At 70.1% G+C, this 22,618-nt stretch carries 21 protein-coding genes; 10 read left to right on the top strand and 11 right to left on the bottom strand.

Features of this window, described 5'->3' with window-relative positions:
• The 5 genes from ASE15_RS04155 to ASE15_RS04140 form a co-directional block, all read right to left on the bottom strand.
• Entirely contained in the window at positions 1-873 is an 873-nt protein-coding gene (locus tag ASE15_RS04155; RefSeq protein WP_056761766.1) for a hypothetical protein, read from the bottom strand.
• Between the two features lie 22 nt (positions 874-895).
• Complete coding sequence (locus tag ASE15_RS20745) at positions 896-1,249, bottom strand: hypothetical protein (RefSeq protein ID WP_157277139.1); 354 nt, start codon at positions 1,247-1,249, stop codon at positions 896-898.
• Positions 1,250-1,635: 386 nt separating this feature from the next.
• Positions 1,636-1,947: a hypothetical protein gene (locus tag ASE15_RS04150; RefSeq protein WP_056761763.1), complete on the bottom strand. Its 312-nt coding sequence runs from the start codon at positions 1,945-1,947 to the stop codon at positions 1,636-1,638.
• 624 nt (positions 1,948-2,571) lie between these two features.
• On the bottom strand, positions 2,572-3,396 hold the full coding sequence (locus ASE15_RS04145; RefSeq protein ID WP_162259118.1) for a nucleotide-binding protein: 825 nt from the start codon (positions 3,394-3,396) through the stop codon (positions 2,572-2,574).
• A 114-nt stretch (positions 3,397-3,510) separates the two neighbouring features.
• Positions 3,511-4,080, bottom strand: a complete 570-nt coding sequence (locus ASE15_RS04140; protein WP_056761758.1) for a recombinase family protein — start codon at positions 4,078-4,080, stop codon at positions 3,511-3,513.
• A gap of 601 nt (positions 4,081-4,681) precedes the next feature.
• Between ASE15_RS04140 and ASE15_RS20235 the strand changes: the two genes are divergently transcribed.
• From ASE15_RS20235 to ASE15_RS20740, 3 genes are read left to right on the top strand one after another with little or no spacing between them, the layout of a single operon-like run.
• Positions 4,682-4,969, top strand: a complete 288-nt coding sequence (locus ASE15_RS20235; protein ID WP_082618206.1) for a helix-turn-helix domain-containing protein — start codon at positions 4,682-4,684, stop codon at positions 4,967-4,969.
• The gene (locus tag ASE15_RS04135; RefSeq protein WP_056761756.1) at positions 4,956-6,047 is read left to right on the top strand and encodes a protein kinase family protein; all 1,092 of its coding nucleotides are present in this window, start codon (positions 4,956-4,958) and stop codon (positions 6,045-6,047) included. The genes ASE15_RS20235 and ASE15_RS04135 overlap by 14 nt, the downstream gene beginning before the upstream one ends.
• Positions 6,044-7,756 carry a hypothetical protein gene (locus ASE15_RS20740; protein ID WP_157277138.1) on the top strand — a complete coding sequence of 571 codons (1,713 nt, stop codon included), beginning with the start codon at positions 6,044-6,046 and terminating at the stop codon, positions 7,754-7,756. The genes ASE15_RS04135 and ASE15_RS20740 overlap by 4 nt, the downstream gene beginning before the upstream one ends.
• Before the next feature lie 543 nt (positions 7,757-8,299).
• Here ASE15_RS20740 and ASE15_RS04130 read toward each other — a convergent pair.
• Positions 8,300-8,938, bottom strand: a complete 639-nt coding sequence (locus ASE15_RS04130; RefSeq protein WP_157277137.1) for a hypothetical protein — start codon at positions 8,936-8,938, stop codon at positions 8,300-8,302.
• Between the two features lie 91 nt (positions 8,939-9,029).
• Between ASE15_RS04130 and ASE15_RS04125 the strand changes: the two genes are divergently transcribed.
• The 4 genes from ASE15_RS04125 (at position 9,030) to idi (ending at position 12,592) form a co-directional block, all read left to right on the top strand.
• Positions 9,030-9,401: a PadR family transcriptional regulator gene (locus tag ASE15_RS04125; RefSeq protein ID WP_056761750.1), complete on the top strand. Its 372-nt coding sequence runs from the start codon at positions 9,030-9,032 to the stop codon at positions 9,399-9,401.
• A complete protein-coding gene (locus ASE15_RS04120; RefSeq protein ID WP_056761824.1) occupies positions 9,401-10,753 on the top strand; it encodes a permease prefix domain 1-containing protein in 1,353 nt (450 codons plus the stop codon). Before ASE15_RS04125 ends, ASE15_RS04120 begins: the two co-directional genes overlap by 1 nt.
• A gap of 103 nt (positions 10,754-10,856) precedes the next feature.
• Positions 10,857-11,831 carry a hypothetical protein gene (locus ASE15_RS04115; protein WP_056761746.1) on the top strand — a complete coding sequence of 325 codons (975 nt, stop codon included), beginning with the start codon at positions 10,857-10,859 and terminating at the stop codon, positions 11,829-11,831.
• A gap of 161 nt (positions 11,832-11,992) precedes the next feature.
• Positions 11,993-12,592 carry an isopentenyl-diphosphate Delta-isomerase gene (gene idi / locus ASE15_RS04110; RefSeq protein ID WP_056761743.1) on the top strand — a complete coding sequence of 200 codons (600 nt, stop codon included), beginning with the start codon at positions 11,993-11,995 and terminating at the stop codon, positions 12,590-12,592.
• Between the two features lie 69 nt (positions 12,593-12,661).
• Here idi and ASE15_RS04105 read toward each other — a convergent pair whose 3' ends face one another.
• Complete coding sequence (locus ASE15_RS04105) at positions 12,662-13,417, bottom strand: hypothetical protein (RefSeq protein WP_056761740.1); 756 nt, start codon at positions 13,415-13,417, stop codon at positions 12,662-12,664.
• Positions 13,418-13,556: 139 nt separating this feature from the next.
• On the opposite strand from ASE15_RS04105, the gene ASE15_RS04100 reads away from it, so the two are divergent.
• Positions 13,557-14,378 carry a methyltransferase domain-containing protein gene (locus tag ASE15_RS04100; protein WP_056648045.1) on the top strand — a complete coding sequence of 274 codons (822 nt, stop codon included), beginning with the start codon at positions 13,557-13,559 and terminating at the stop codon, positions 14,376-14,378.
• A 380-nt stretch (positions 14,379-14,758) separates the two neighbouring features.
• Here the strand turns inward: ASE15_RS04100 and ASE15_RS04095 are convergent, their stop codons facing one another.
• Together ASE15_RS04095 and ASE15_RS04090 are read right to left on the bottom strand one after the other, a co-directional pair.
• The gene (locus ASE15_RS04095) at positions 14,759-16,498 is read right to left on the bottom strand and encodes a DHA2 family efflux MFS transporter permease subunit (protein WP_082618205.1); all 1,740 of its coding nucleotides are present in this window, start codon (positions 16,496-16,498) and stop codon (positions 14,759-14,761) included.
• Between the two features lie 48 nt (positions 16,499-16,546).
• Positions 16,547-17,458 carry an SDR family oxidoreductase gene (locus ASE15_RS04090; protein WP_056761737.1) on the bottom strand — a complete coding sequence of 304 codons (912 nt, stop codon included), beginning with the start codon at positions 17,456-17,458 and terminating at the stop codon, positions 16,547-16,549.
• Positions 17,459-17,628: 170 nt separating this feature from the next.
• Here ASE15_RS04090 and ASE15_RS04085 point away from each other — a divergent pair, with 170 nt between their 5' ends.
• Entirely contained in the window at positions 17,629-18,132 is a 504-nt protein-coding gene (locus ASE15_RS04085; RefSeq protein WP_056761818.1) for a low molecular weight protein-tyrosine-phosphatase, read from the top strand.
• Here the strand turns inward: ASE15_RS04085 and ASE15_RS04080 are convergent.
• Together ASE15_RS04080 and ASE15_RS04075 are read right to left on the bottom strand one after the other, a co-directional pair.
• On the bottom strand, positions 18,123-19,298 hold the full coding sequence (locus ASE15_RS04080; protein ID WP_082618204.1) for an alpha/beta hydrolase: 1,176 nt from the start codon (positions 19,296-19,298) through the stop codon (positions 18,123-18,125). The genes ASE15_RS04085 and ASE15_RS04080 overlap by 10 nt on opposite strands.
• 50 nt (positions 19,299-19,348) lie before the next feature.
• A complete protein-coding gene (locus tag ASE15_RS04075; protein ID WP_056761734.1) occupies positions 19,349-20,002 on the bottom strand; it encodes a DUF1992 domain-containing protein in 654 nt (217 codons plus the stop codon).
• 255 nt (positions 20,003-20,257) lie between these two features.
• Here ASE15_RS04075 and ASE15_RS04070 point away from each other — a divergent pair, with 255 nt between their 5' ends.
• Complete coding sequence (locus ASE15_RS04070) at positions 20,258-22,543, top strand: SpoIIE family protein phosphatase (protein WP_056761729.1); 2,286 nt, start codon at positions 20,258-20,260, stop codon at positions 22,541-22,543.
• The last annotated feature ends 75 nt before the right edge of the window (positions 22,544-22,618 follow it).

Below are 22,618 nucleotides of genomic sequence, written 5' to 3'. Positions count from 1 at the left end.
CTACCGGTCTGCCAGAAGTCGCGAGAACACACCTTCGAGACGCTCTTCCACACCGCCGGTGCTGCGTGCCGCGAGCGCATACTCGGAGGCAACTAGGTCGCGTGCGTCGGCTTCGCCGATCCCGAGGTGCTCGCTGAGCTCGAGGATCCGAGGCTTGCGACTCGGGTCGATCAGAAGACGCTGAACCTTGCGGGCATTGCCTCCCACTAGTTGACCTGGCGATACGCCCGTTGCGGACTCGATCGCTTCGAACTGGCTGGGCGTTACCGAGGCTTCGCCGCGGAAGACCTGGACAGCGGTCGGCGTGTCGGAATTGAGGATCTCGGCGAGGGCAGAAGGGCTCACGTGAGCCTTTCGGAGTGCATCCGGGTCGAGCCTCCTGTCGGGGGCGGGTCCTGGCCACTCCAACAGACAAATGCTTGCCCAGATGTCAATCAACTCCAGCGAGTAACCCTCGGCGGCTACCCGATCCGCTGTTGCGGCGACAGGGGCGAACGGAAGGGGGGGTGGATCGCCGTCATCGAAGGCTTCGGCCGTTGCCTCAAGCGTCCGGGTGTCGATTAGGCGGCCCAGGCGTCGGTGGAGGAGCATGTCGCTCACGCCGGTCTCGCGCGACGGCCAAGGATACAGCGGCACCTCGAGCGGTGTATTGGTGACTGTGACGGCCGGCGGCGCGACAGGGTCGCTCGGCAGGCTGACAGGCCAAACGAGAACGAAGTCGTCCAGCCGCGCATAGATGACGCACAGTCCGAGCGCGCGCCCATCCCATGACAACAGCCAGAGGTCTCCGGCCTCGGGTTCGGCAGCCTCGTGGGTTGCCCAGACATCCTCTGTGATGCCCGGCGGTGGGGAGCTAAGGGAGAGCGTGCTCATGGTCCTTTGCGGCTGCTGTCGGCTACTTGTTGCGGTTTCTGTAGAACTCGAGGACCGCGGTGCGGTCGGGCTCTGGAAGCGTGATCATGAACGGACACTGGTCTGTGTGGCCGGTGATGTCCTTGCGGACGGTCCTGATGAAGCGGAGGGTCCAGTGCCCGTCCTGTGTGAACGGCAGGTCGGAGCGCGCGGGGCTTTCCAGGTCCGTCGGTAGCGCTGCCGTTGTGGTTCGAGGAAGTCCCCTCCAGGCTACTGGGTCATGCGGAGAAAAGGACACGCACGCGATCGGATGGGCTTGGCGGGTGTCCTGTTTGTCGACTGTTGCCTCCCGGTGAACTCGGTAGACATCCCCGTTCTCTGCGACGTTCCCTGGCATGGAGGCCACCGTACTGTCAGAGGCGGGGGGCGCCTAGGGGTCCAGCTCATTTCACCCTGCTTCGACGAGCGGGTGTGCCTGGAGGGCAGGTTCGGGTGTGCCTGGGCGTCGCTGGGGTCGCACGTCTGTGCAGGTCAGCCAGATTCCGAAACCCCCACGTGAGAAGGGTTTCGGCTTTCGAGCCGGTTCGCCTTCGGGAAAGTCCCGGTCAGGTTCTCCTGGCCGGGATTTTTTGCGTCCGGGCGCGGGCCTGGGGGTGGTCGTTGGCCGTTGGGGTGGGTCGGCTACGCGGTGCGCTGGCCGGATGTGCGCTGACCTGGGGGTGTGCGGCTGTTTCGTGGCGCGACGGTGCGTCCGGGTGGTGCGGGGCCGGGTGGGCGGGGTGCTCAGGTGGTGGTCGTGCGGGTGCGGCGTGTGCCTGGTGGAGCCCGTCGGTGACCGCGGGCGGATCGGGTGGTGCGGCCGAGGGGCCGGTCGTCGGGGGCCTCGCCTGTGAGGAGGGCCCAGGGTTCGGGCAGGCCCTTCTTGGTGTGCCACTTGTGGAGCTGGATGGCGTTGTGTGCGGCGATGAAGCACGCGAGCAGCAGGTTGGTGCCGTGGCGGCTGAGGACCTGGATGAACCCGCGGTTCACGTTGGCTGTGCTGAAGCGGATCTGGGCGTTGAGCGCCTCGATGAGGGTGCGTCGGTTGTAGGACAAGGCCCACGAGGTCGACTGCCAAGGCAGGGGCTGGCGGTCCCTCTCGTGGTCTGCGTCCGGGACCGAGCGACGGCCCGGTGCCGCTTGAGGCGGTTGAACATGCATTCCACCGCGTGACGGGCCTTGTAGTCCTCGTCGTCCACCTTCGGTGGGCGCCCACCCCTGGAGCCCTTCGCCAGGCGGTTTGCGCGGTGGTCCATCTTGTCCGGGATCGTCACGGGGATGTCCGGTCCCGCAGACGTTTGCGGTTCGCTGTGGAGGCGTAACCCTTGTCCGCGCGCACTCGGTCCGGGCGCGTCCTGGGCCGCCCGCCGAGCGCACCGGGCCGCCTCACGCGGATCTGGTCCAGGACCGCTGAGTGGCGTGGGTGCGGCTATCGGATATCCTCGTCGCACCGGTGATCGACTACGCACGGATGGGGCCGCGATGGCCCCAGAGGACGGCCAGGCGCCGTATCTCTTAAGTTCGTGCGCCGAAGGGAGCCGGACCTCCCGACGCGGCATCTCCACTCCTAGGCGGGTGGGGGCTCTCAGCAGGGTTGAAGCTGAGTTGGAGTCGTCGCTCTCCCGCAGGAACAACCCGCCACGGGCCTGCGGGAGAGTCAGAGCGGGCGAGCCGCTCCGGTCAGACATCCCTCCGCACGCGATTGCTCACGCGTAGCCCGTTGGCGCGTAGCGTGCGAGCGAACGGCCGCAACTCGCGCCTGGCAACCCTCGCGCCCTCTGGAATGGGAAAGCTGTGCTTCCTCTTGCGGCGATCCAGCAGACGAAGGGTCTCGGGGGTCCGAGTCCTGACCTGCCACCCCTGGGCCTCCGCCGCGCGACAGATGTACTCGATCTCGTCCTCGAGGCGCTTCTTATCAAGGCCGGGCGCGGTGGCCGTGAGCTTACCGGCACCGCCGCGCACAGCCTTCTCCGCCGACTTCCGCTGCGCAGCGCTCTGGCCAGCCACCCTCTGCGTCGTCGAGATGGGCTCGCTCTCGGTCGCTTGTCGCGGCCCGAGCTTCTTGATCTGCTTCAAGGCGCCGAGTAGCGCCGAGGTCAGTGAGGCTTCGACGTTCTCGTCCTCGCGCTCCGCGTACGCCGAGAGCAGTGTGAAACCTCCGAGGTCCGAGGGTAGTTTGACACCCTCCTTGGCGGGCAGGATGAAGACCCGCTCTAGCCCGATCACACCCATGAACAGGCCCAACTCAAAGATGACGTTGTCCCGCGGGGCCTTACCAACGACCTCGCGAGACTCAACCATGTCGTCCGCGGACAACACCAGGACGGCGAAGTCAGACCTCTGCGCCTCTTCGACGAGTGCGGGCAAAGTGATCTGCGATGCACCAAAGGTCCCCTGGTTCCACACTGTGGCCTCGATGTTCGCCCCGCGCTCTTGGTCTAGACCTGCCTGGAAGTGGCGGGCAACAGTGAGCGCCTCAGACGACGACCCGATGAAGACGTGCAACTTACCCAACCTGAGCACCTCCGGGGCGCGACTATGCGAACTACTCGGGCGCCCCGTCCATCGCGGCACCGCAGCGCTGGGCAAGGGCGATGGCCCTTCCGGGCCCGAGCCAGCCTATGTCCCGATCGCGACTAAATGTCGGTAGAGGGTGTCACGCGAGATACCAAGAGCGCGCGCGACGGCTGCTCGGGACTGGCCGCCGGCGAGGGCGACGCGTGCAGCCGCGATGCGGTCGGGGGTCATGACTGTGGGGCGGCCGCCGACGCGGCCGCGTGCGCGTGCGGCGGCGAGGCCGTCGAGGGTGCGTTCGCGGGCGAGGTCGGCTTCCATCTGTGCGACGGCCGCGAGCACGTGGACCATGAGGCGTCCGGTGGCGCTCGAGGTATCGAGGGTCTCGGAGAGCGATCGCAGGGTGACGGCGCGCTCGTCGAGGTCGCGCACCAGGCGGGCGACGTGTGCGGCTGAGCGGCCGAGGCGGTCGAGCTTGGTGACGACGAGGGTGTCTCCCTCGCGCAGTCCCGCGAGCAGTCGTGCGAGCTCGGGGCGGTCCTCGCGGGTGCCGGATGCCTTCGCCACGACGACGTCGCGCTCGTCGACGCCGCCGGGTCCGGTGAGGGCGTCGATCTGGGCGTCGAGGTTCTGCGCGGTCGTCGAGACGCGGGCGTAGCCGTAGGTGTGAGCCATGCGCTGACGGTAGCGAAAACCCCCGGTTCGCGTTGTGCGACGTCGGGGGTTTTCGGACACTAGTTCTGCGACATTATCTTTCGACGTGTCGCGGCCGCGGTGGTGGGTTGAGACCGCCGTCGGTTCAGCGGTGTCCGGCAACCTGGCACGCATGGTCAAGGCATCGGAATGACCAGACTATGGCTCGCCTTCTCACTGGCGATCAAGGTCGCCACGGACACGGCGCCCGGAAATCGAGCAGTCCGAAGCAGGGCACTCGCCGATCGGCTTGCGAGACACCTCACGGCACTAGCCGATCGTCGTCTGGTTGCCCTGCGGGCGCGACCACAGACCACTGCACCGGGTCGATGACCCCGGGGCGGTTGCCCGATCGGCGATCGCCCACTTGGTTGTTGTGTCCAGAGAAGGAGGCGTGCGCCGGTGGTGTTCGGGTCGTTGCTGCCGGAGGGCGGGCGATACGTAAGCAACCCCCACCCCACGAACCCATACGGCCCCCACCCCCACAGAGAGCCCCGGGGTGCCTTCGGAGCCTCCCGACTTCACCCGGTGGCTGGCGCAGCTGGTGTTGCCCAGGCGGGCAACACGCGCATACCCTACGTGGATGACTGGATCTGTCACTGCTGGAGAGCGGCTCCGGCAAGCACGCAAGGAGCGGCGCGAGTCACTGCGCGACGCGGCAGCGACGATCGACGTCGCACCGTCTCACCTGTCACGCCTCGAGAGAGGACAGAAGGGGGCGTCCGATGAGCTACTTCAGCGCGCAGCGCGTCACTACGGACTCGACCCCGACCTTCTCGTCGAGTCACCAGTCCCGAAGGACGTGATCGCCATCATCGAAGAGCACCCCGAACTCATCGACGAGATCAGGGACCGCTATGGACGCCAGTGAGAACCAAGAGGCAAGCGCCTACGTCGGCGTCGTCCTGGACTCCCGTTGGAAAATCATCGAACCACTCGCCAGTGGACACTTCGGGATCGTCTATTTGGCACACGACGCGGACACAAACGAGCCCGCCGTGATCAAGATCCTAAAGGTCAAGCACTCCGGGGAGCCAGAGCATGTGCAGGACTTTCTTGACGAAGCACGCTTTCTTACAGTGCTTGCGAAGTGCGACAACGTGGTCGAAATGTTCGGAAGTGGCCGGTACCCCCATGTAATGACATCAACAGCAGGTGGCTTCTCTGCGCCAGTCAATGCGCACTACATCGCGATGGAAGCAGCCGATTGCTCACTTACAGATCTTCTCGTTGAGAACACCGAGGTCTTTACCTGGCCCGAACGGCTCGGCATCCTGCGCGACGTTGTTCAAGGTGTACAGCAGATGCACCAACGCTCGATCGTCAACCGCGACCTGAAAGCCGAGAATGTGCTTGTCTTCTCGGCGCCTCACAACGAGTTGGTCGCGAAGGTCTCGGACATGGGCCGCGCAAAGAGTACTCGCGAAGCCAGACGGTCCACCATCGAGCGGTACGCAATACCGCGAGGTGACTGGAGATTTGCCGCACCTGAACACATCTGGTGCGTCGGATCCGATGACCCTCTTTTGCTCCGGGCCACCGATCTCTATCATACTGGCAGTGTGCTCTTCGAACTTGTCACCGGTTTGGGGCTGACCTCGGTCGTCTTACCGACCTCTGCTCAGATCGCAGCAAGTACGTGGCAACTCCAACCCGACCAGCGCACCGCACAATACGAGCTCGTAATGCCAGACCTGCGGAACCGCTTTGAGCTTGTGTACGAGCAGTTCGCCGAGAATGTCCCACGTACGATCCGCACCCCACTCACCGCACTGCTACGCCAACTGACGGACGTCGACCCGATGCGTCGCTTCCGGCGTGTGAGAGGCAGGCCCGACTGCTCCGATTCCCTCTCCTGGCTCATCAACCGCATTGATGTGATCGCCCTTCAGCTGCGGCGAGCGGAGATTGAAGCGAAGCGGCGTGAGAGAAAGAAGACGATGGCATGACTACGGCTCTAGCGGCTGAGTCTGAGGCACGCCAACTCCCGTTGGCACAGGTTGCCCCGCCTATATCTCTGGATCAGATTCTCGAGACTGCATCCTCCGACAAGGTCACACCTCTGCACGAGGCCCTCGGACTTACCGGTGATGAGACGCCCTCCGGGTTGGTTCAAGCACGTCAGCTCACCGTCCGTCACCCGGATTCAGTGATCGCCTTAGCAAGGCTCGCACAGGCAGAGATGTCGGCCGGGAACATCGACGAGGCCCGCGCCGCGGCTCTCCAGGCGCTGGAACGCGATCAAGAGAACCCATACTTTGCTGCTGCCCGATCTGCCGCAGTCAGCGTGCTGTCACGAGTCGGACAGGAACTAGACGAAGAAACATGGAACGCGATCGAGGACCCAGTCGCGCGCATCGGTTGGGCCAGTGACGCGGCACGATCAGGACAGTTCGATGTAGCCCTCAAACGACTGGGAGCGTTGGCCTCTCCTGCCGCCTATGCGCTCCGCGGCTACTGCTATGTGAAGTCCGACAAGCACGCTAACGCGGTTGCGTCGTACAGGGCTGCACGGAAAAGCGGTGTAGAGTCCGTCGAGGTACTGATCAACCTCGGCTACGCTCTCGCAAGCCTCGGAGCCTTTCGCAAAGCAATCACTGCAACATCGCTTGCGACACATGTTGCGCCGAAGAACAAGGTTGCCTCGTTCAATCTGATTCGGTACTTGTCCCACGAGCGGGAGCACGGTCTCATGCTCACCGAGTTCGATCGGATCGCCCACGAACGGCCCTGGGACCCGCAGGTTGCCTTGGCGCGCGCCTGGGTCTACGCCGGCAGTGCGTCCGGGAACAAGCGGGCGGTGAAGATCCTCCAGGATGCAAAGATCCTGGCAGCAAGATCGGGCTCTTCGTTCCTGCCCGATATAAGCGCGTCACTCGCCTACCTCAAACACTCAACGGGGCAACTTAGTCCAGCCCGAATGCTTGATGAACTGTGGGCGGCTCTGCGCGACTCGGGCTATAAGTCGGAAGAGATCATTCGCATGTTGCTCGGGTCGTTAAATCACCGTCGACAGATCGCCGATGCTGAGCGTTTGGCAGATGAGACCAAGAATATCGTTCCGGGCCCTCTCTGGTTGCTGGTCCAGTCGAAGATTGCATATCTAAAGGGGGACCCAAGTGTCGCCACGGAACTCGCAGGACGGGCCGCCGGCGACGACCCTGAAAACGAGCACGGAACGGCCGTGATTGCGGCCTACCTTGTCGGTGAAGTCCACGGGGAATACGAACGCGCAGCCCAAATCACCGGACCGGCCTACGAAGAGAACCCCGGCGTAGACCTAGTTAACAACCTGGCGTTCAATCTCGCACTGTCCGGGGCTCACGAGAAGGCGTTGGCCCTGCTACGTGAATACCCATTTGAGGATCTGCCGTTCCACGGTGCAACGCTCGGATTGAGTTTGCTCTGTGCAGGGGAAACTGACCACGGACTTCAGATTTACTCCGAGGCGGAGCGGAAGTTGAGGGATAGCGGGGACACGGTTACGGCGGACTGTGTGGCAACACGCGCTGGTCTGGCACTACGCGAGCTAGGTGTAGACCACCCACGCGCGAGCGTGGAAGAGTTGGCAAAGGTGTGGCCTAGGGATATCGGTGACCCACGCGTCTCAGTCCTACTCTGTGTGGCAGAGCGGACGGGGCTCAGTAACTTCTCGTGATAGTTCGAGCCCACGGGACACTGTAGTTCCCATCAGGAACGATGGGAGCTTGAGTACACCATCCTCGAGGCGCTCCGGGCTGCTGGCGGCGACGAGAGCGAGATCTTCAACCTCGCTGCACAGGCGGGCAAGGTGCTTGACCTCGGCGACCTCAAGCAACTTCTACTCTCGATGGGAGACGGGCACTCCAAGGCAGCGACAGGCGGACGGTGAGCCTCGAAGTTCCCCGACGGCTAAGCGCACCATGAGATCTTGGGACGGCTCGCCGGTGCCACGATCCGCCGCGTAGAACAGGAGGAGCTCAAGACGCATGGCAAGAAGCTCATCGCCCATCTGCGCTGAAGTAGACCTGGCCGACGAGGAGCGGCCCTGCAGCTAGTCTCGCCGGGACCGAAGTCGACCACCGGCGCCCAACGATGAGCGAGCGCGAACGGGTGTGCCTGGAGACCAGATCGGGTGTGCCTGAGCTCCCGCTCCTCCGTGCATACGTGCAGGTCAGCCACTTCCCGAAACCACTCACGTGATGTACGAAGGCCCCGGATCTCAGATCCGGGGCCTTTCGTCGTTCCCGGGGTCGGCTCGAGGTGTCGCCCGACGGGTCCACCGTGCGCGCTTCCCGCGCAGACGCTGGACGAGCCCCGCGTTGCGCAGGTGCTCCACGACCTGGGGCGGCAGGTCTGCGAGCACGGTCGGTCGCGGCGAGCCCGCCGTGCGCGGCAGCAGGCTCACGGTGCCCGCGTCGCCCGTGACGACGAACGTGGCGCTCGCGGGTCCGGGCCGGTAGACGACGCTCCGGAGGGTGGCGAGCGGCTGCTCGTGCACGAACGATCTGCCGTCGGTGATCGAGAGGTGCTGTGCGGTGATGCCGATCCGGTAGGGGCGAGACCGTGACCCCACGCCCAGCGCCACGGTCACCGACACGATCGCGAGCGGGGCGAGCAGCCACCAGGGCGCGCCGCGCCCGTTGATCGAGGCCATGACGTCGTCCAGGTCGATCCCCAGGCCGGCCAGCACGGCGAAGGTCGCCCCGGTCACGACGACGCCGAGTGCGAGGAGAAGGGTGACGAGGGTCGCGTGGCGCATCCGGAGTGCGGTCGTCTCGAGGGTCGCGATGCCGTGGACGACGTGCCAGGCGTTCACCTCGAGGTCCTGCCGCTCGGTACGGGTTCGGCCTGGTCTCATCCGGGGAGTCTGCCAAAGCAAGGCTCCGCTCGGCGACCATACCTAGACCTGCTAGGTTAGAACACCTAGCAGCACTAGGCATAGGAGTGTCATGCACATCGACAAGGACCTGGTCGCGGCCTCGGCCACACCGCTCGTCCTCGGCATCCTCGCCGACGGCGAGTCGTACGGCTACGCGATCGTCAAGCGCGTCAACGAGATCTCGGACGGCCGCATGCAGTGGACCGACGGGATGCTCTACCCCCTGCTCCACCGGCTCGAGCGCCTCGGGCACGTCGAGGCGTCGTGGGGAGTGTCCGACGTCGGGCGCAGGAGGAAGCACTACGCGATCACCCCCGCCGGGCGCGAGGCCCTCGCCGAGCGGCAGGCGCAGTGGAGCGTCGTCGCCGACGCGCTCCAGAAGGTGTGGAGCGACGCCCGCGACACACGGGCCCCGCGGACTGTCGCCGAGGGGTGGGCCTGATGAGCACGCACCCCGAGCTCGAGGCGCAGATCGACCAGTGGCGCGGCTACGTCCAGCGCCGCCAGGCGATCTCCACGGCTGACGTCGACGAGATGGAGGACCACCTGCGCGAGCAGGTCGCCGACCTGGCCGCGACCGGCCTCGACGACGACGAGGCGTTCCTCGTCGCGGTCAAGCGCATGGGCAACCTCGACGAGGTCTCGCGCGAGTTCGCCCGCGAGCACTCCGACCGCCTGTGGAAGCAGCTCGTCCTGGTCCCCGACGCGGCCGCGGCCGGTGGCGGCTCACCGCGGTGGCGCGAGCTCGCGGTCGTGCTCGCGCTCGCCGTCGGCGCGGGGCTCGCGGTCAAGGTCGCCGCGGAGACCGTCAGCGACGAGACGGTCCTGCTGCGCAACGTCAGCCTGCTCGTCTTCCCCTTCCTCGCCGGGTACTTCGCGTGGAAGCGCCGCCTCACCTGGGGTGTGGGCGCCATGCTCGCGATCCCGTTCGCGGTGCTCGCGGTCGTCCTCAACGTCTACCCGTTCGCGCCCGAGGGCTCGACCCTGCTGCTCGCGGCCCTGCACGCGCCGGTCGTCCTGTGGGCCCTCGTCGGGGTCGCGTACGTCGGCGGGCGCTGGCGCTCGGACAGTGGTCGCATGGACTTCGCCCGGTTCACGGGCGAGCTCGCGATCTACTTCACGCTCCTCGCCCTGGGCGGCGGCGTGCTGCTCGGCCTCACGTTCGGGACGCTGAACCTGGTGGGGATCGACCCCGAGCCGTTCTTCGAGGGGTGGGTCCTGCCGTTCGCCGTCCCGGGCGCGCTCGTCGTCGCTGCCTGGCTCGTCGAGGCCAAGCAGAACGTCGTCGAGAACATCGCCCCCGTCCTCACGCGCGTCTTCACCCCGCTGACCGTCGTCATGCTGCTCGTGCTCTTCGTCGTGCTCGCGACCGCCGGCTCCCTGCTCGACACCGACCGCGGCCTCCTCATCCTCATGGACGCGATCCTGGTCCTCGTCCTGTGCCTGCTGCTCTACTCGGTCTCGGCCCGCGACCCCCTCGACCCGCCGCACCTGTTCGACGGGCTGCTGCTCGTCCTGGTCGTCGCGGCGCTCGCGGTCGACGCCGTCGCGCTCACCGCGATGCTGACCCGCATCGCCGAGTTCGGGTTCAGCCCCAACAAGGTCGTGGCCCTGGGCCTCAACGTGCTGCTGCTCGTGCACCTCGTGGGCTCGGCCCTCCTGCTGACCGGGTTCCTGCGGGGGCGGCGCCCGTTCGCGGCCCTCGGCCGGTGGCAGACGCAGTTCCTGCCGGTCTACGCGGTGTGGGCAGCGGTCGTCGTCGTGGTCTTCCCGCCCGTGTTCGGGTTCGTCTGACCCGTCGCCGTCGCCGTCGCCGTCGCCGTCGCCGTCGCCTCGGCAGCGGCCCGGCGGCGGCCCCGCTCCGGCCCCCTCCGGCCCGCCGTCGTAGTCTCGGAGGATGACCGACGACGCTCTGGTCGACTGGCTCCTCGACGCGGACCCCGCACTGCGGTGGCGGGTCGAGCGCGACCTCGTCCGAGCCCCCGACGAGGTCTGGCAGCAGACACGGTCCCGCGTCGCGACCGAGGGCTTCGGTGCTCGTCTGCTCTCGCTGCAGGACCCGGACGGGCAGTGGGCGGGTGGTGCGTTCTTCCCCGCCGACTTCGACATGGACGGCCCCGAAGCCCGGTCCGGCGCCGGTCAGCCGTGGACTGCGACGACCTGGTCGTTGAACGCGCTGCGGGAGTGGGGGCTCGACCCGGCGGTCCTGCGCGAGCGCCGGACCGCCGAGCTCCTGGCGCAGAACAGCCGCTGGGAGTACGACGACCTGCCCTACTGGGGCGGGGAGGTCGACTGCTGCATCAACGCGTGGACCCTGGCGAACGGCGCGTGGCTCGGTGCCGACGTCGCGCCCCTCCTCGACGCGATGCTCGCGGTGCGCATGGCCGACGGCGGCTGGAACTGCGAGTGGGTCGAGGGCTCGGTCCGGTCCTCGTTCCACTCGACCCTCAACGTCGTCAAGGGACTCCTGGCGCACCAGGCCGCGACGGGCGGTACCGACGAGACGCGCGAGGCACGGCGCTCGGCCGAGGAGTACCTCCTGCGTCGGGACCTGTTCCGCCGCGAGTCGACGGGAGAGCCCGTCGCGCCCTGGGTGCGGTACTTCACCTACCCGTACCGCGCGTTCTACAGCGTGCTCAACGCGGCCGTCCACTTCCGCGAGGCGTCGCTGCTCGACGGTACGCCCCCGGACCCTCGCATGGCCGAGGCGATCGGGATGATCCGGGCAGCTCGGCAGCCGGACGGGACCTGGCTCCAGTCGCCGCGGCACCCGGGCACGGTGTGGTTCGAGGTCGACGCGCCGGCAGGTGAGGCCTCGCGGTGGCTGACCCTCGACGCGACCCTCGTGCTCGCCTGGTGGGACGGACGCTAGCGCCGCGCTCCGTCGTCGGGCCCGCCGTGCCCGCCGGGCAGCCGAGACGCCCGGCCGCTCGTCCCACGGACGGACTTCCTTCCTCTCCCCCGGTGTGTGACAGTGGGCCGGATGCTCCGGTGCACACCCCCCGATCGCACCGCAGGACCCCTGGAGGAACCATGACCGACGTGCACGTGCCCGTCGCCGCCGACCATGTCGTGACCGTCGACGACGAGGGGACCCGCACCGGGACCTTCGCGCGCAGCGCCGTCCACACCACCGAGACGCCGCTGCACCTCGCTTTCTCCTGCTACGTGGTCGACGGCGCCGGTCGCCTCCTGGTGTCCCGCCGGGCGCTGTCCAAGCGCACGTGGCCCGGGGTGTGGACCAACTCGTTCTGCGGGCACCCGCGCTGGACCGAGACGACCGAGCAGTCGATCGTGCGCCACGCCGCGCACGAGCTGGGCCTCGAGATCACGGGGCTCGAGGTCGCCGTGCCCGGCTTCCGCTACCGGGCCGTGGACGCGTCGGGCGTCGTCGAGAACGAGATCTGCCCCGTGTACGTCGCGCGCGCCGCGAGCGACCTCACGGCCAACCCGGACGAGGTCGCCGAGCTCGCGTGGGCCGAGCCCGGCGCGCTGGGGCGCGCGGTCGACGCCACGCCGTGGGCGTTCAGCCCGTGGATGGTCCTGCAGGTCGCGGCGCTGCGCGACGCGGCGAGCGGGCCCGACGGCGCCGTCTCACCCCTGCTGGCAGAGGTCGCCTCGGCCCTGGGCTGAGCAGACTGAAGGGCCGGGCGCGTCGGGCGCCCGGCCCGCCCGGCAGTCCGGCCCGCCGTGCGAGGGAGCTCAGCGCGCTCCAGCCCGGACCTGCAGGCTCGTGGAGCGCAGGCGCTCGGGCAGGTGCAGGTGGTCGGCGTCCGTGACGCTCACGCGCAACCGCCGGGCGGGCAGCGCGTGCGGCAGGACGAGGTCGGCTCCTGGCTGGCCCGACAGGCGCAGCGCGGCGGCGAGCTCGTGCACCAGGACCTCCTGACGGTGGGCGTCGCGCACCGAGAACACCCACAGGTCCTGCCGGTCGGGCTGCGGCTGCCAGGTCCCGGTCCGCGTGAAGGTGCGCGAGACCTCGGCCGTGGGCCCGACGAACGTGACCGAGCGCAGCGACCACAGCGCCGTGCGGTTGGTCGCGGACGCCCCCTGGTCGGCCTTGAGCAGCGACACGGGTCGCTGGGTCCCGACGATCGCGGCCACGCTCGGCGCCACGACGTCCGCGTAGGGCACGGCGTACGGGCTCAGGAACGGACCGAACGCGCCGACCACGAGCCCTCGCTCGAGCACGAGGAGCTTCTCGCTCGCGACGAACCGCAGGATCACGGCCAGGACGAGCCCCATGCCCAGCGCGAAGATCGCGACCTGCAGGACGCTCCCGTTGAACGCCATGACGGCGACGACGAGGGCGAAGACCCCGGCCACGATCCCGATCGCGCGTGCCGACAGGGTGCACGACTCGACGTGGCGCAGCTCGCCGAGAGTGGCGTGGTGCCGTTCGGCGACGTCGCGGACCTTGCGGGTCGCGCGGTGGCTCGACGGCGAGAGGTGGGGCATCGGCGGGGCTCTCCGAGGGCTCGTGCGGGGCGGGGTCGTGCTGCGGTCCCGCAGCCGCGCCGATGCTATCCGAGAGGGAGGATTCCCTACCGGGCGTGCCGTTTCGACTGTGCCCGCGCCAGCGGGTGACAATCGACGCATGTCAGCAGCCGGATCCCTTCCCGTCCCCGACCCCGCAGCGTCGTTCGAGGCGCACGTCGAGTGGGCGCGGGCGACGCCGGTCGAGGGGTTCGACCTGACGCCGATCGACGACCGCTGCGTCGAGGACCCGTTGCCCTGGGACTACCTGGTGCTCGCGCGCGAGCTCGTCGGGAGCGGCCGGGGACCGGTCCTGGACCTGGGCACGGGCGGCGGGGAGGCGTTCTCGTCGCTCGCGCCCCTGCCCGAGGGGTCGGCCGCGACGGAGGGCTGGCCCCCGAACGTCCCCGTGGCCCGACGGCGCCTCGAACCCCTGGGCGTGGACGTCCGGCAGGTGGGGAGCAGCAAGGGCGAGGGCCTCATGCTCCCGTTCCTCGACGGCCGGTTCGCGGTCGTCCTGGACCGGCACGAGGAGTTCGAGGCCACGGAGGTGCTGCGCGTCCTCGAACCCGGGGGCGTGTTCATCACGCAGCAGGTCGACAGCCGCGACGGGATCCGGGTCAACACCGCGCTCGGTGCGGACCTGCCGTGGGACCCGGACGACGTGACGATCGAGGGCGTGACGGCCGAGCTGGCCGAGGCCGGGTTCGTGATCGACGTGGCGCGCGAGCACGTGGGGACGCGGCACTTCCACGACCTGAGCTCGCTGCTCTGGTACCTCAAGGTCATCGCGTGGCAGGTCCCGGAGATCGCGAGCCTGTCCCCCGAGGCGGTCGCGAGGTTCGAGGCGCCGCTGAGGGCGCTGCACATGCACTTCGCGGCGGGCAACGAGTTCGTCGACGAGGCTCCCCGCTTTCTCGTGGTGGCGCGCAAGCCGTTCTGAGCCGGGGGCGACGGCGCGCCGCGCCGGCGGTGGAGGCGCGCGGCGCCCGCGGTGACGGACGCGCTCGACCCGGGCTCCGCCGTCGGGCTCGCTGGGCATGAAGAGGCCCGCGGGCTGGTGGATCTCTCCACCCGTCGCGCTGGACGAGGGCGCGACACCCGCGGGCTCCGGTGGTTGCTCGGTTCTCGCTGGTCGTGGGTGACCTGACGGTCACCGGTCGGCCGCGGGTTCCTCGCAAGGTCCGTCGCTCGATGGCACGACTAGCGTGCAACCACCTCATGTGTCCGAAGATTCTTCACTTCGTGGACCACCTCCTTTCCCATGTGCCGACGACGCTACGCCTGGCCCACGACGGCTGCCAAGGGTATTTCTCCCAGGGCTCAGCGGGCCGTCGCGTCGGGCTCGGGAGCCGGCGCCGCGGACGTGCCCGGCCTCGGTCCACCCTGGTCGACGCCCTCGCGCCGGGAGGCCGCGACGACCCGCAACGAGCACAGCAGGCCCAGGAGCAGGAAGCCCCCCGCGACGTACAGCGAGATGCGGGTGCCGTCGCTGAAACCGTCGGACAGCGCGTCGACGACCTCGGGCGTCTTCTCGCCGAACTGGCTCGTGGTGCCCTCGGCGCGCAGCTGCGGGATGGTCCCGCCCGCGGACTGCTGGGTCGCGTCGGCGACCTGCGTCGCGACCGTCGGCGGGACGCCGTCGACCTTCTCGAGCGCGGGCGGGACCGCGGTCGAGAGGCCGATCGCGAGCGCGGCACCGATGAACGCCGTGCCCAGCGCCGAGCCGAGCTGGCGTGCCGTGGACTGCGTCGCGGACGCCTGGCCGGACTCCTCCTCGGGGACGTCGACGAGCGTCGTGCCCGTGAGCTGCGCGGACGCGAGCCCCAGGCCCAGGCCGTAGATCACGAGCAGGGCCGCGATGAGCCACGACGACACGGTCGGCGTCACGACGAGCGCGACCGCGAGCACCCCGACGACCTCGAGCACGAGGCCCAGGACGATCGTGCGCGGCGACCCGATCGCGGCCGCGAGGTGCCGCGCCATGGCCCCCGAGACGAACGCCCCGGCGGCCATGGTCGCGAGGACCACGCCCGCGCCCAGGCTCGTCAGCCCCAGGATGTTCACGAGGTAGAGCGGCAGCACGAAGATCAGGCCGAACTCGCCGATCGCGACGAGCATCGCGGTGAGGTTGCCCCAGCGGAACGTCGCGACGCGGAAGAGCGTGAGGTCGAGCAGGGCCGAGCGCGCGATCCGCGCGCGGTGCCGCTCCCAGAACGCGAACAGGACGAGGAAGAGCACGCCGATCGCCCCGATCACGGGCACGGGCGAGACGGGGGCGTCGGTCCCCCAGACCGCCCCGAAGAGCTTGAGCTCCGCCTTGGGCGTCCACCAGCCGAGGGACTGCCCCTCGATGAGCGCGAACACGACCGCACCGAACCCGAGCGCGCTCGTCAGCAGGCCGACGACGTCGAGCCCCGGCACCGTGATGTGCGCCCGGGTCTCGGGGACCACGAGGATCGCCCCGATGATGACCGCGATCCCGATCGGGATGTTGACGAGGAAGATCCACGGCCACGTGAACGACGTCGTGAGCCAACCACCGAGGAGCGGCCCGACCGCGGCCATGCCCGAGATCACCGCACCCCAGATGCCGAACGCGACCGCCCGGTCCTTGCCGCGGAACGTCGCGTTGACGGTCGACAGGGTCGCGGGGAGGACGAACGCGCCGCCGACCCCCTGGATCAGGCGCGCGACGATGAGGGTCCCGGCGTCGTCGGCCTGGGAGGCCAGGATGCTGCCGCCGAGGAAGACCACGACGCCCACGAGGAGCAGGTTGCGTCGCCCGAGCCGGTCGCCCAGGCGGCCCGCGGTCAGCAGCAGCGCCGCGAACACGACCGAGTAGGACGCGTTGACCCACTGCGCGTCGTTGAGGTCGAGGTGCAGGTCCTCGATGATCGTCGGGAGCGCGACGCCCACGATCGTCCCGTCGAGCACGATCATCGACAGCGCGGTCGCCAGGACGAACAGCCCCGCCCAGCGGTGGTCGCTCTTCGCCGCCGTTGCCGGCGGCCCTCCCGGTGCGGCGGGCGCCGTGCCCGACTCGTCCGACTGCGCGCTCATGGACGCTCCTTCGAGTAGGGGGCGATGCGGTGCCCCTGGGGGGTGGGGTCAGGCCGGGAGGAGGTGGTCCCACTCCTCGGGGTAGTCGTCGAGCCACGACGCGAGGGACTGGGCGGGCCGCCCGGCGAAGCGCTCGACGACGTCGCTCACCACGGCCAGGTCGCCCGCGGCGATCGCGGTGTAGGACGAGACCCAGCCGTCGACCGCGAACGGCGGCGCGGCGTAGACGGCCCGGGACGCGTACGCCTCCTCGACGGTCTCCGGGTGGTAGGTGATGCTCCGGCCCGTGACCTGGGACAGCAGCGCGGCGACCTCGGTGAGCGTCAGCGCCTCGGGACCCGTGAGGTCGAAGGCCTTGCCGTCGTGCTGCGCGGGGCGCTCGTCGAGGAGGATCGCGGTCGCGACGTCGGCGATGTCGTCGTGCGAGACCGAGGACAGGCGCCCGTCGCCCCCGGGGCCGCGGATCACGCCGTCGTCCCCGACCATGTGGACCAGACCCTGGTGGTACAGGTTGTCGCGCAGGAACGTGTGCTTGAGGCCCGTGCCCTTGATGTACTCCTCGGTGTGCCAGTGGTCGCGCGCGAACGTGAACGTGGCCTCCGGGGCCGCGCCGAGGAACGACACGTAGACGATGCGCTCGACCCCGGCGGCCACGGCCGCGTCGACGGCCGCCCGGTGCTCCTCGACCCGGTTCGGGGCCTCACGGGCCGAGACCAGGAAGACCGAGCTCGCGCCCTGGAAGGCACGGACCATGTTCGGGGTGTCGGTGTAGCCGGCCGCGACGGCGACCTCGGACTCGGGCAGCGGCTCGCCGTCGAGCAGGCGGGGTGCGCGCGTCGTGTCGCGCACGACGAGGCGCTGCCGCGCGCCCTCGGCGGCCAGCCGCAGCGCGAGCTTGGAGCCCAGCCGTCCGCTCGCCCCGGTCACGGCGACGAGCCCCGAGTCGGTCCTGATGGTCATGCGTCCACGGTAGGCCGGGCGGAGGGGAACCGCCTGGGGGCGGTCCGTGTCCGCCCGGCCGCGGCCTGCGGGAACGGCTGCTCCGGCACACTGGAGGCGTGACGACACCGACCCCCGACGACGCCCCCCGCACCGCGACCCCCGACCCCTCGCAGCGGCCCTACCGCGTGATGACGGTCTGCACGGGCAACATCTGTCGCTCCCCCATGGCCGAGATCGTGCTGCGCGACCGCTTCGAGGCTGCGGGCCTCGGCGGGAGGGTCGTGGTGGACTCGACGGGCATCAGCTCGGAGGAGCACGGCAACCCCGTGGACCGTCGCGCCCGGCGCGTCCTGGCCGAGCACGGGTACGACACGGGCGAGGGCCACCACGCCCGGCAGGTCCGCCCGAGCGACGTGGTCTCGCGCGACCTCGTGCTCCCCATGACGTCGCAGCACGCCCGCGCGCTGCGGCGCCTGCACGGCGACGGGAACGTGCGCATGTACCGGTCGTTCGACCCGACGGCGCCCGTCGTCGCACCCGAGCGGGTCGAGCGCGACGAGCACCTGCTCGACATCGACGACCCCTGGTACGGCGGCATGCAGGACTTCGAGGACTGCCTGGCGCAGGTCGAGGCCGCGGCCGACGGGATCGTCGAGCACGTGCGTCATGAGCTGGCCAGGCGTCAGGCCTGAGCGCGCGCGCCCGACCTGCCGAACCACCCGCGCACGGTGTCGCGCACCGCCCCGGCGGTGCGTCCGACCCACCCGCCCGTCCGGCCGTCCGCCGTCGGGTCCTCCTCGGGCGTGGGGGGACGCTCGGGCACGTAGCCCCGCACCCACGTCGCGATGTCGTCGTACGCCACGGCCCGCACCGGCGGGGCCGAGAGGACGACGTCGTGCAGCGCCCCGTCGATCCGCACGAGCGTGACCTGGCTGCCCAGGTCGGTCGAGCGGCGCGCGATCCCGACGACGTCGAGCGCGGTGTCGCTGCGCATCATCTCGGGCGACCACGTGGGCAGCAGGGTGCTGCGCGCCGAGAGCAGCACGAGCACGGGGACCGTGATCCCGAGGCCGCGCTCGACCGTCCCCTGCCCGCGCAGGATCGCGGTCAGCCAGGCCGGGTGCGTCGGGAACCCGCGCACGGGGCGCCACGCGAGGTCGTAGTCCCACTCGCCGTCGAGCGTGCGGGACACCGAGCGCGTGTAGAAGCCGAGGTCGACCTGGGGCAGCGGCGCTCGCGGGTCGAGGCGCGCCTGGAGCTCGAGCGCGGGCGCGAGGACCTTGCGCCCGATCCCCCGGGCCTGGAACTCGAGCCACGGGCTGTTGAGCACGAGCGCGGCGACGCGGTCCTGGTGGCGCGCGGTCCACAGGCTCATGGTCAGGCCTCCCGTCGAGTGCGCCATGAGGACCAGGCTGCGCTCGTGCTTGGGGCGGTCCGCGGTCAGGATGCCGTGGCCCATGGTGGTGAGCGCGGCCTCGATGTCCTCGTCGTACGTCGCGAGGTCGGTCACGAAGCCGGGGGTCTGCCCCGGGCGGAGGCTCCGCCCGTACTTGCGCAGGTCGAGCGCGAAGAAGCGTGCGCCGCGCGCCTCCCAGAAGTCCGCGAGCTCGGTCTGGAAGAAGTAGTCGGACCACCCGTGCACGTACAGGACGTCGATCCCGCGGTCGGCGACCAGCGGGTCGCGGGACTCCCGGGCGTCGGCCGCGGAGCCGCCGCCCGCCCGACGGCGTCGCACGAGCGTCGCGACCACCTCGCCCTCGTCGTCGGGCGTGAGGGGCAGGGTCAGCTGCTCGAACCCGTCGAGCACGTCCGGCTGCCACCTCGGGGTCTCGGCGGGTCGGGCGGTGGGTTCGGGCATGTCCCGAGAGTAGGAGCCGGGGTGCGGGGGCGCGCGGTGGGAGGGGTGAGTCAGGCCCCGTCGTCGTCCCGCCGTGCCCGACGGCGCCACCACCGTCGGGTCCCCGTCGCGCCCTGGGGGCGGCTCGCGCGGGGCGAGCGGTCCCTGGTGGTGCGGGACGCCGTCGGGCCGGGCGCGACGCCGGGCGCGCGACGCTCGCGCCACAGCTCCACCTCCTCCTCGACGTCGCGCAGCGGAGTGACCACCGGAGGCCCGCCCAGGAGCTGGCGTCGTGCGTCGACGACGCGGGCGTTGAACTCCTCGACGACCTCGCGCACCGAGTCCTCGGAGAACTGGCGGTCGAGCTGGTCCCGCAGGCGGGCGTCGTCGGCCCGGAGCTGGGCCGGCGGCAGGACGCCCGTGATCTGCTCGCGCTCGACGAGGTTCTTGAGCCACCAGTCGGGGTCGTGGTGCGAACCCAGCCCGGGGATGGGCTTGCCCGCGAGCGGCAGGTCGTCGAACTCGCCGCGGGCCATGGCCTGGCGCACGAGCTCGTCGACCCACTGGCCGCGGTTCTCGAGCGGCAGCCGGGGTCCCGCGGTCCGCGGGGGCTCCGTCGCCTCGTCCTCGGAACCGTCCTCCTGGGTGACCTCCGCCGCCTCGCGCGCCGCCTCGCGGTCGACGCGGTACTGCGCTGCCCGGCGCACCGGGTCGTCCTCGCTCATGGGTGCCTCCCTGCGGCCGTCTCGCGAGCGTGCTGGTCCCATCCTTCCTGGTCCTCCCGCTCGCGGAGAAGAGGCTCGACCACGGAGACTGGCACCCGACGAGACCGGCACGGGGGCGCCCCGTGCGATCGAGGTTGTACGCTGGGCCGCCGCGCTCGGACAGGCGGTGTGCTCGTGCCCGGTGATGAAGCCGCCGGGACAGGCCCGGCAGCGTGCTGCCGTGAACGGCCCGCATCTGCGGGAGGTGGAGCTGCAATGACACAGAGCACTGACGAAGGACTGCTCGGACCGGCCGAGGCGATCGACCTCGAGAACTGCGCCCGGGAACCCATCCACATCCCGGGCCGGATCCAACCGCGCGGGGTCCTGCTGGTGGTCCGCGAGAGCGACGGCCGGGTGGTGCAGTGCTCCACGAACGTGAGCGACGTCGTCGGGCTCGCGCCGCTGGACGTGATCGGTGCCGGGCTGGGCGAGGTCCTCGGCCCCCAGGACGGCACCAGGCTGCTCGACCATGCCGCGCGGCACCAGGACCTGGCCCCCCACAACCCGGTCGAGATCCGCACGGGGCACGGGCGCACGGTCGAGACCGACGCGATCCTGCACCGCCCGCCGCTCCCGGACGGCGCCGAGCCCGTCGTCGTGATCGAGCTCGAGCAGGCCGTCGTGCGGCCACTGAGCTTCCCCAACACCTACCAGGCCGTGCGCACGGCGCTCGCGGACCTCGACCGGGCGTCGACGCTCGACGCGCTGTTCACGACGGCGGCCGAGCACGTGCGCCGCCTGACGGGCTTCGACCGCGTGATGATCTACCGGTTCGACGCCGACCACAACGGCGAGGTCGTCGCCGAGGCCAAGCGCGAGGACCTCAACTCGTTCTACGGGCTGCACTACCCCGCGACCGACATCCCCCGCCAGGCCCGGGCGCTGTACGAGAAGAACTGGATCCGGCTGATCGACGACGTGGACTACGTCCCGAGCGACGTCGTCCCCACGGACCTCCCGACGACGGGCGAGCCGCTCGACCTCACGTACTCGACCCTGCGCAGCGTCTCGCCCATCCATCTCGAGTACCTGCGGAACATGGGCGTGGGCGCCTCGATGTCGATCTCGCTGCTGCGCGACGGGAGGCTGTGGGGCCTCATCGCGTGCCACCACTACTCCGGCCCGCACCATCCGTCCTACGCCGTGCGGGCCGCGGCGGAGTTCCTGGGGTCGGCGCTCTCGGTGCTGCTCGTGGCGCAGAGCGAGGAGGACCGGCTCGTCGCGTCGCGGGCCTCGTCACGGTTGCTCGCCGGGCTCGTCGCCGACAGCCGCGACGAGGACACCTCGCTCGTCGAGGCCATGACGGCCGACGGGCGTCTCCTCGACCTCGTGGACGCCGACGGCGTCGTCGTGCTCGCCGAGGGGCGTTCGGCGTCGCTCGGACGGGTACCCGACGAGGAGGGCGTCGCGCTGCTCGTCGGGTGGCTCACGGGCCGGCTCGCCGAGATCGCCGACGAGGTGGTGGCGGTCGACTCGCTGCGCGTCGCGGCCCCCGAGATCGCCGACCTGCTGCCCGACGTCGCGGGCGTCCTGGGCGTGCTCCTGAGCGACGGGCAGGCCGTGGTCTGGCTCCGGGACGAGGTGCTGCGCAGCGTCGACTGGGGCGGCGACCCCCACAACAAGGCCATCGCGCTGAGCGAGGGCGACACGGTCCGCCTCAGCCCCCGCAGGTCGTTCGACCGGTGGCGCGAGGTCGTCAGCGGCCACAGCGAACCGTGGGCCGAGGACGCCGTCGAGAGGGCGGGCGCCCTGCGCAGCCACCTGGTCGAGGCGCTCTACCTCCGTGGACGACGGGACGTGCGGGCCGCGGAGGCGCTCCAGCGCAGCCTGCTCCCCGCGACGCTGCCCGACGTGCCGGGCTGGGACGTGACCGCGCGCTACGAGCCGGCCGGCGGCGGGTTCGTCGGCGGGGACTGGTACGACGCGTTGCTGCTGCCCTCGGGGGCGCTCGCGCTCGTCGTCGGCGACGTCACGGGCCACGGGCTCCAGGCCGCCGCCTCGATGGGGCAGATCCGCAACACGCTGCGCGCAGCGCTCGTGCGCGCAGGGACCGCGCAAGGGGCCGTCGAGCAGCTCGCCGAGACGGTGCAGTGGACCATGCCCGGGCAGATCGCGACGCTCGTGGTCGCGGTCGTGGACCTCGAGACCGGCACGGTCGAGTACGTCACGGCCGGGCACCCGCCGCCCTTCTTCCTGGTCCCGGGCGAGGGCGTCGTCTGGGGGCGGCTGCTGGGCAGCCCGCCGCTCGGGCTGCCGAGCCAGGGCGTCGTCGCCGGGACCACCACGATCGGACCCGGAGGTGCGCTCGTGCTCTACAGCGACGGGCTCTTCGAACGTCGCGACGAGTCCCTCAAGGCCGGGCTGCGGCGGCTCGCGGGGACGTTCGCCGAGCACGTGGGCGACGTCGACGCGGTGCTGCGCTCGACCCGGGACCCCGAGTCCGAGGACGACGCGACCCTGCTGGTGCTCCGCCGTCGGGCCGGGGACGCGCGCGGCTGACGCACGCCTCGCGCGCCGGCTGCGCCTAGCGTGCCGGCTGCGCCGACCGTGCCCCCGAGGGCACGGTCGCTCCGC

The organism is Oerskovia sp. Root22, from assembly GCF_001429135.1.
Classification (GTDB): Bacteria; Actinomycetota; Actinomycetes; order Actinomycetales; family Cellulomonadaceae; genus Oerskovia; species Oerskovia enterophila.
The sequence above is the reverse complement of the archived record's forward strand: the minus strand, read 5'-3'. Positions and strand labels throughout refer to the sequence as shown.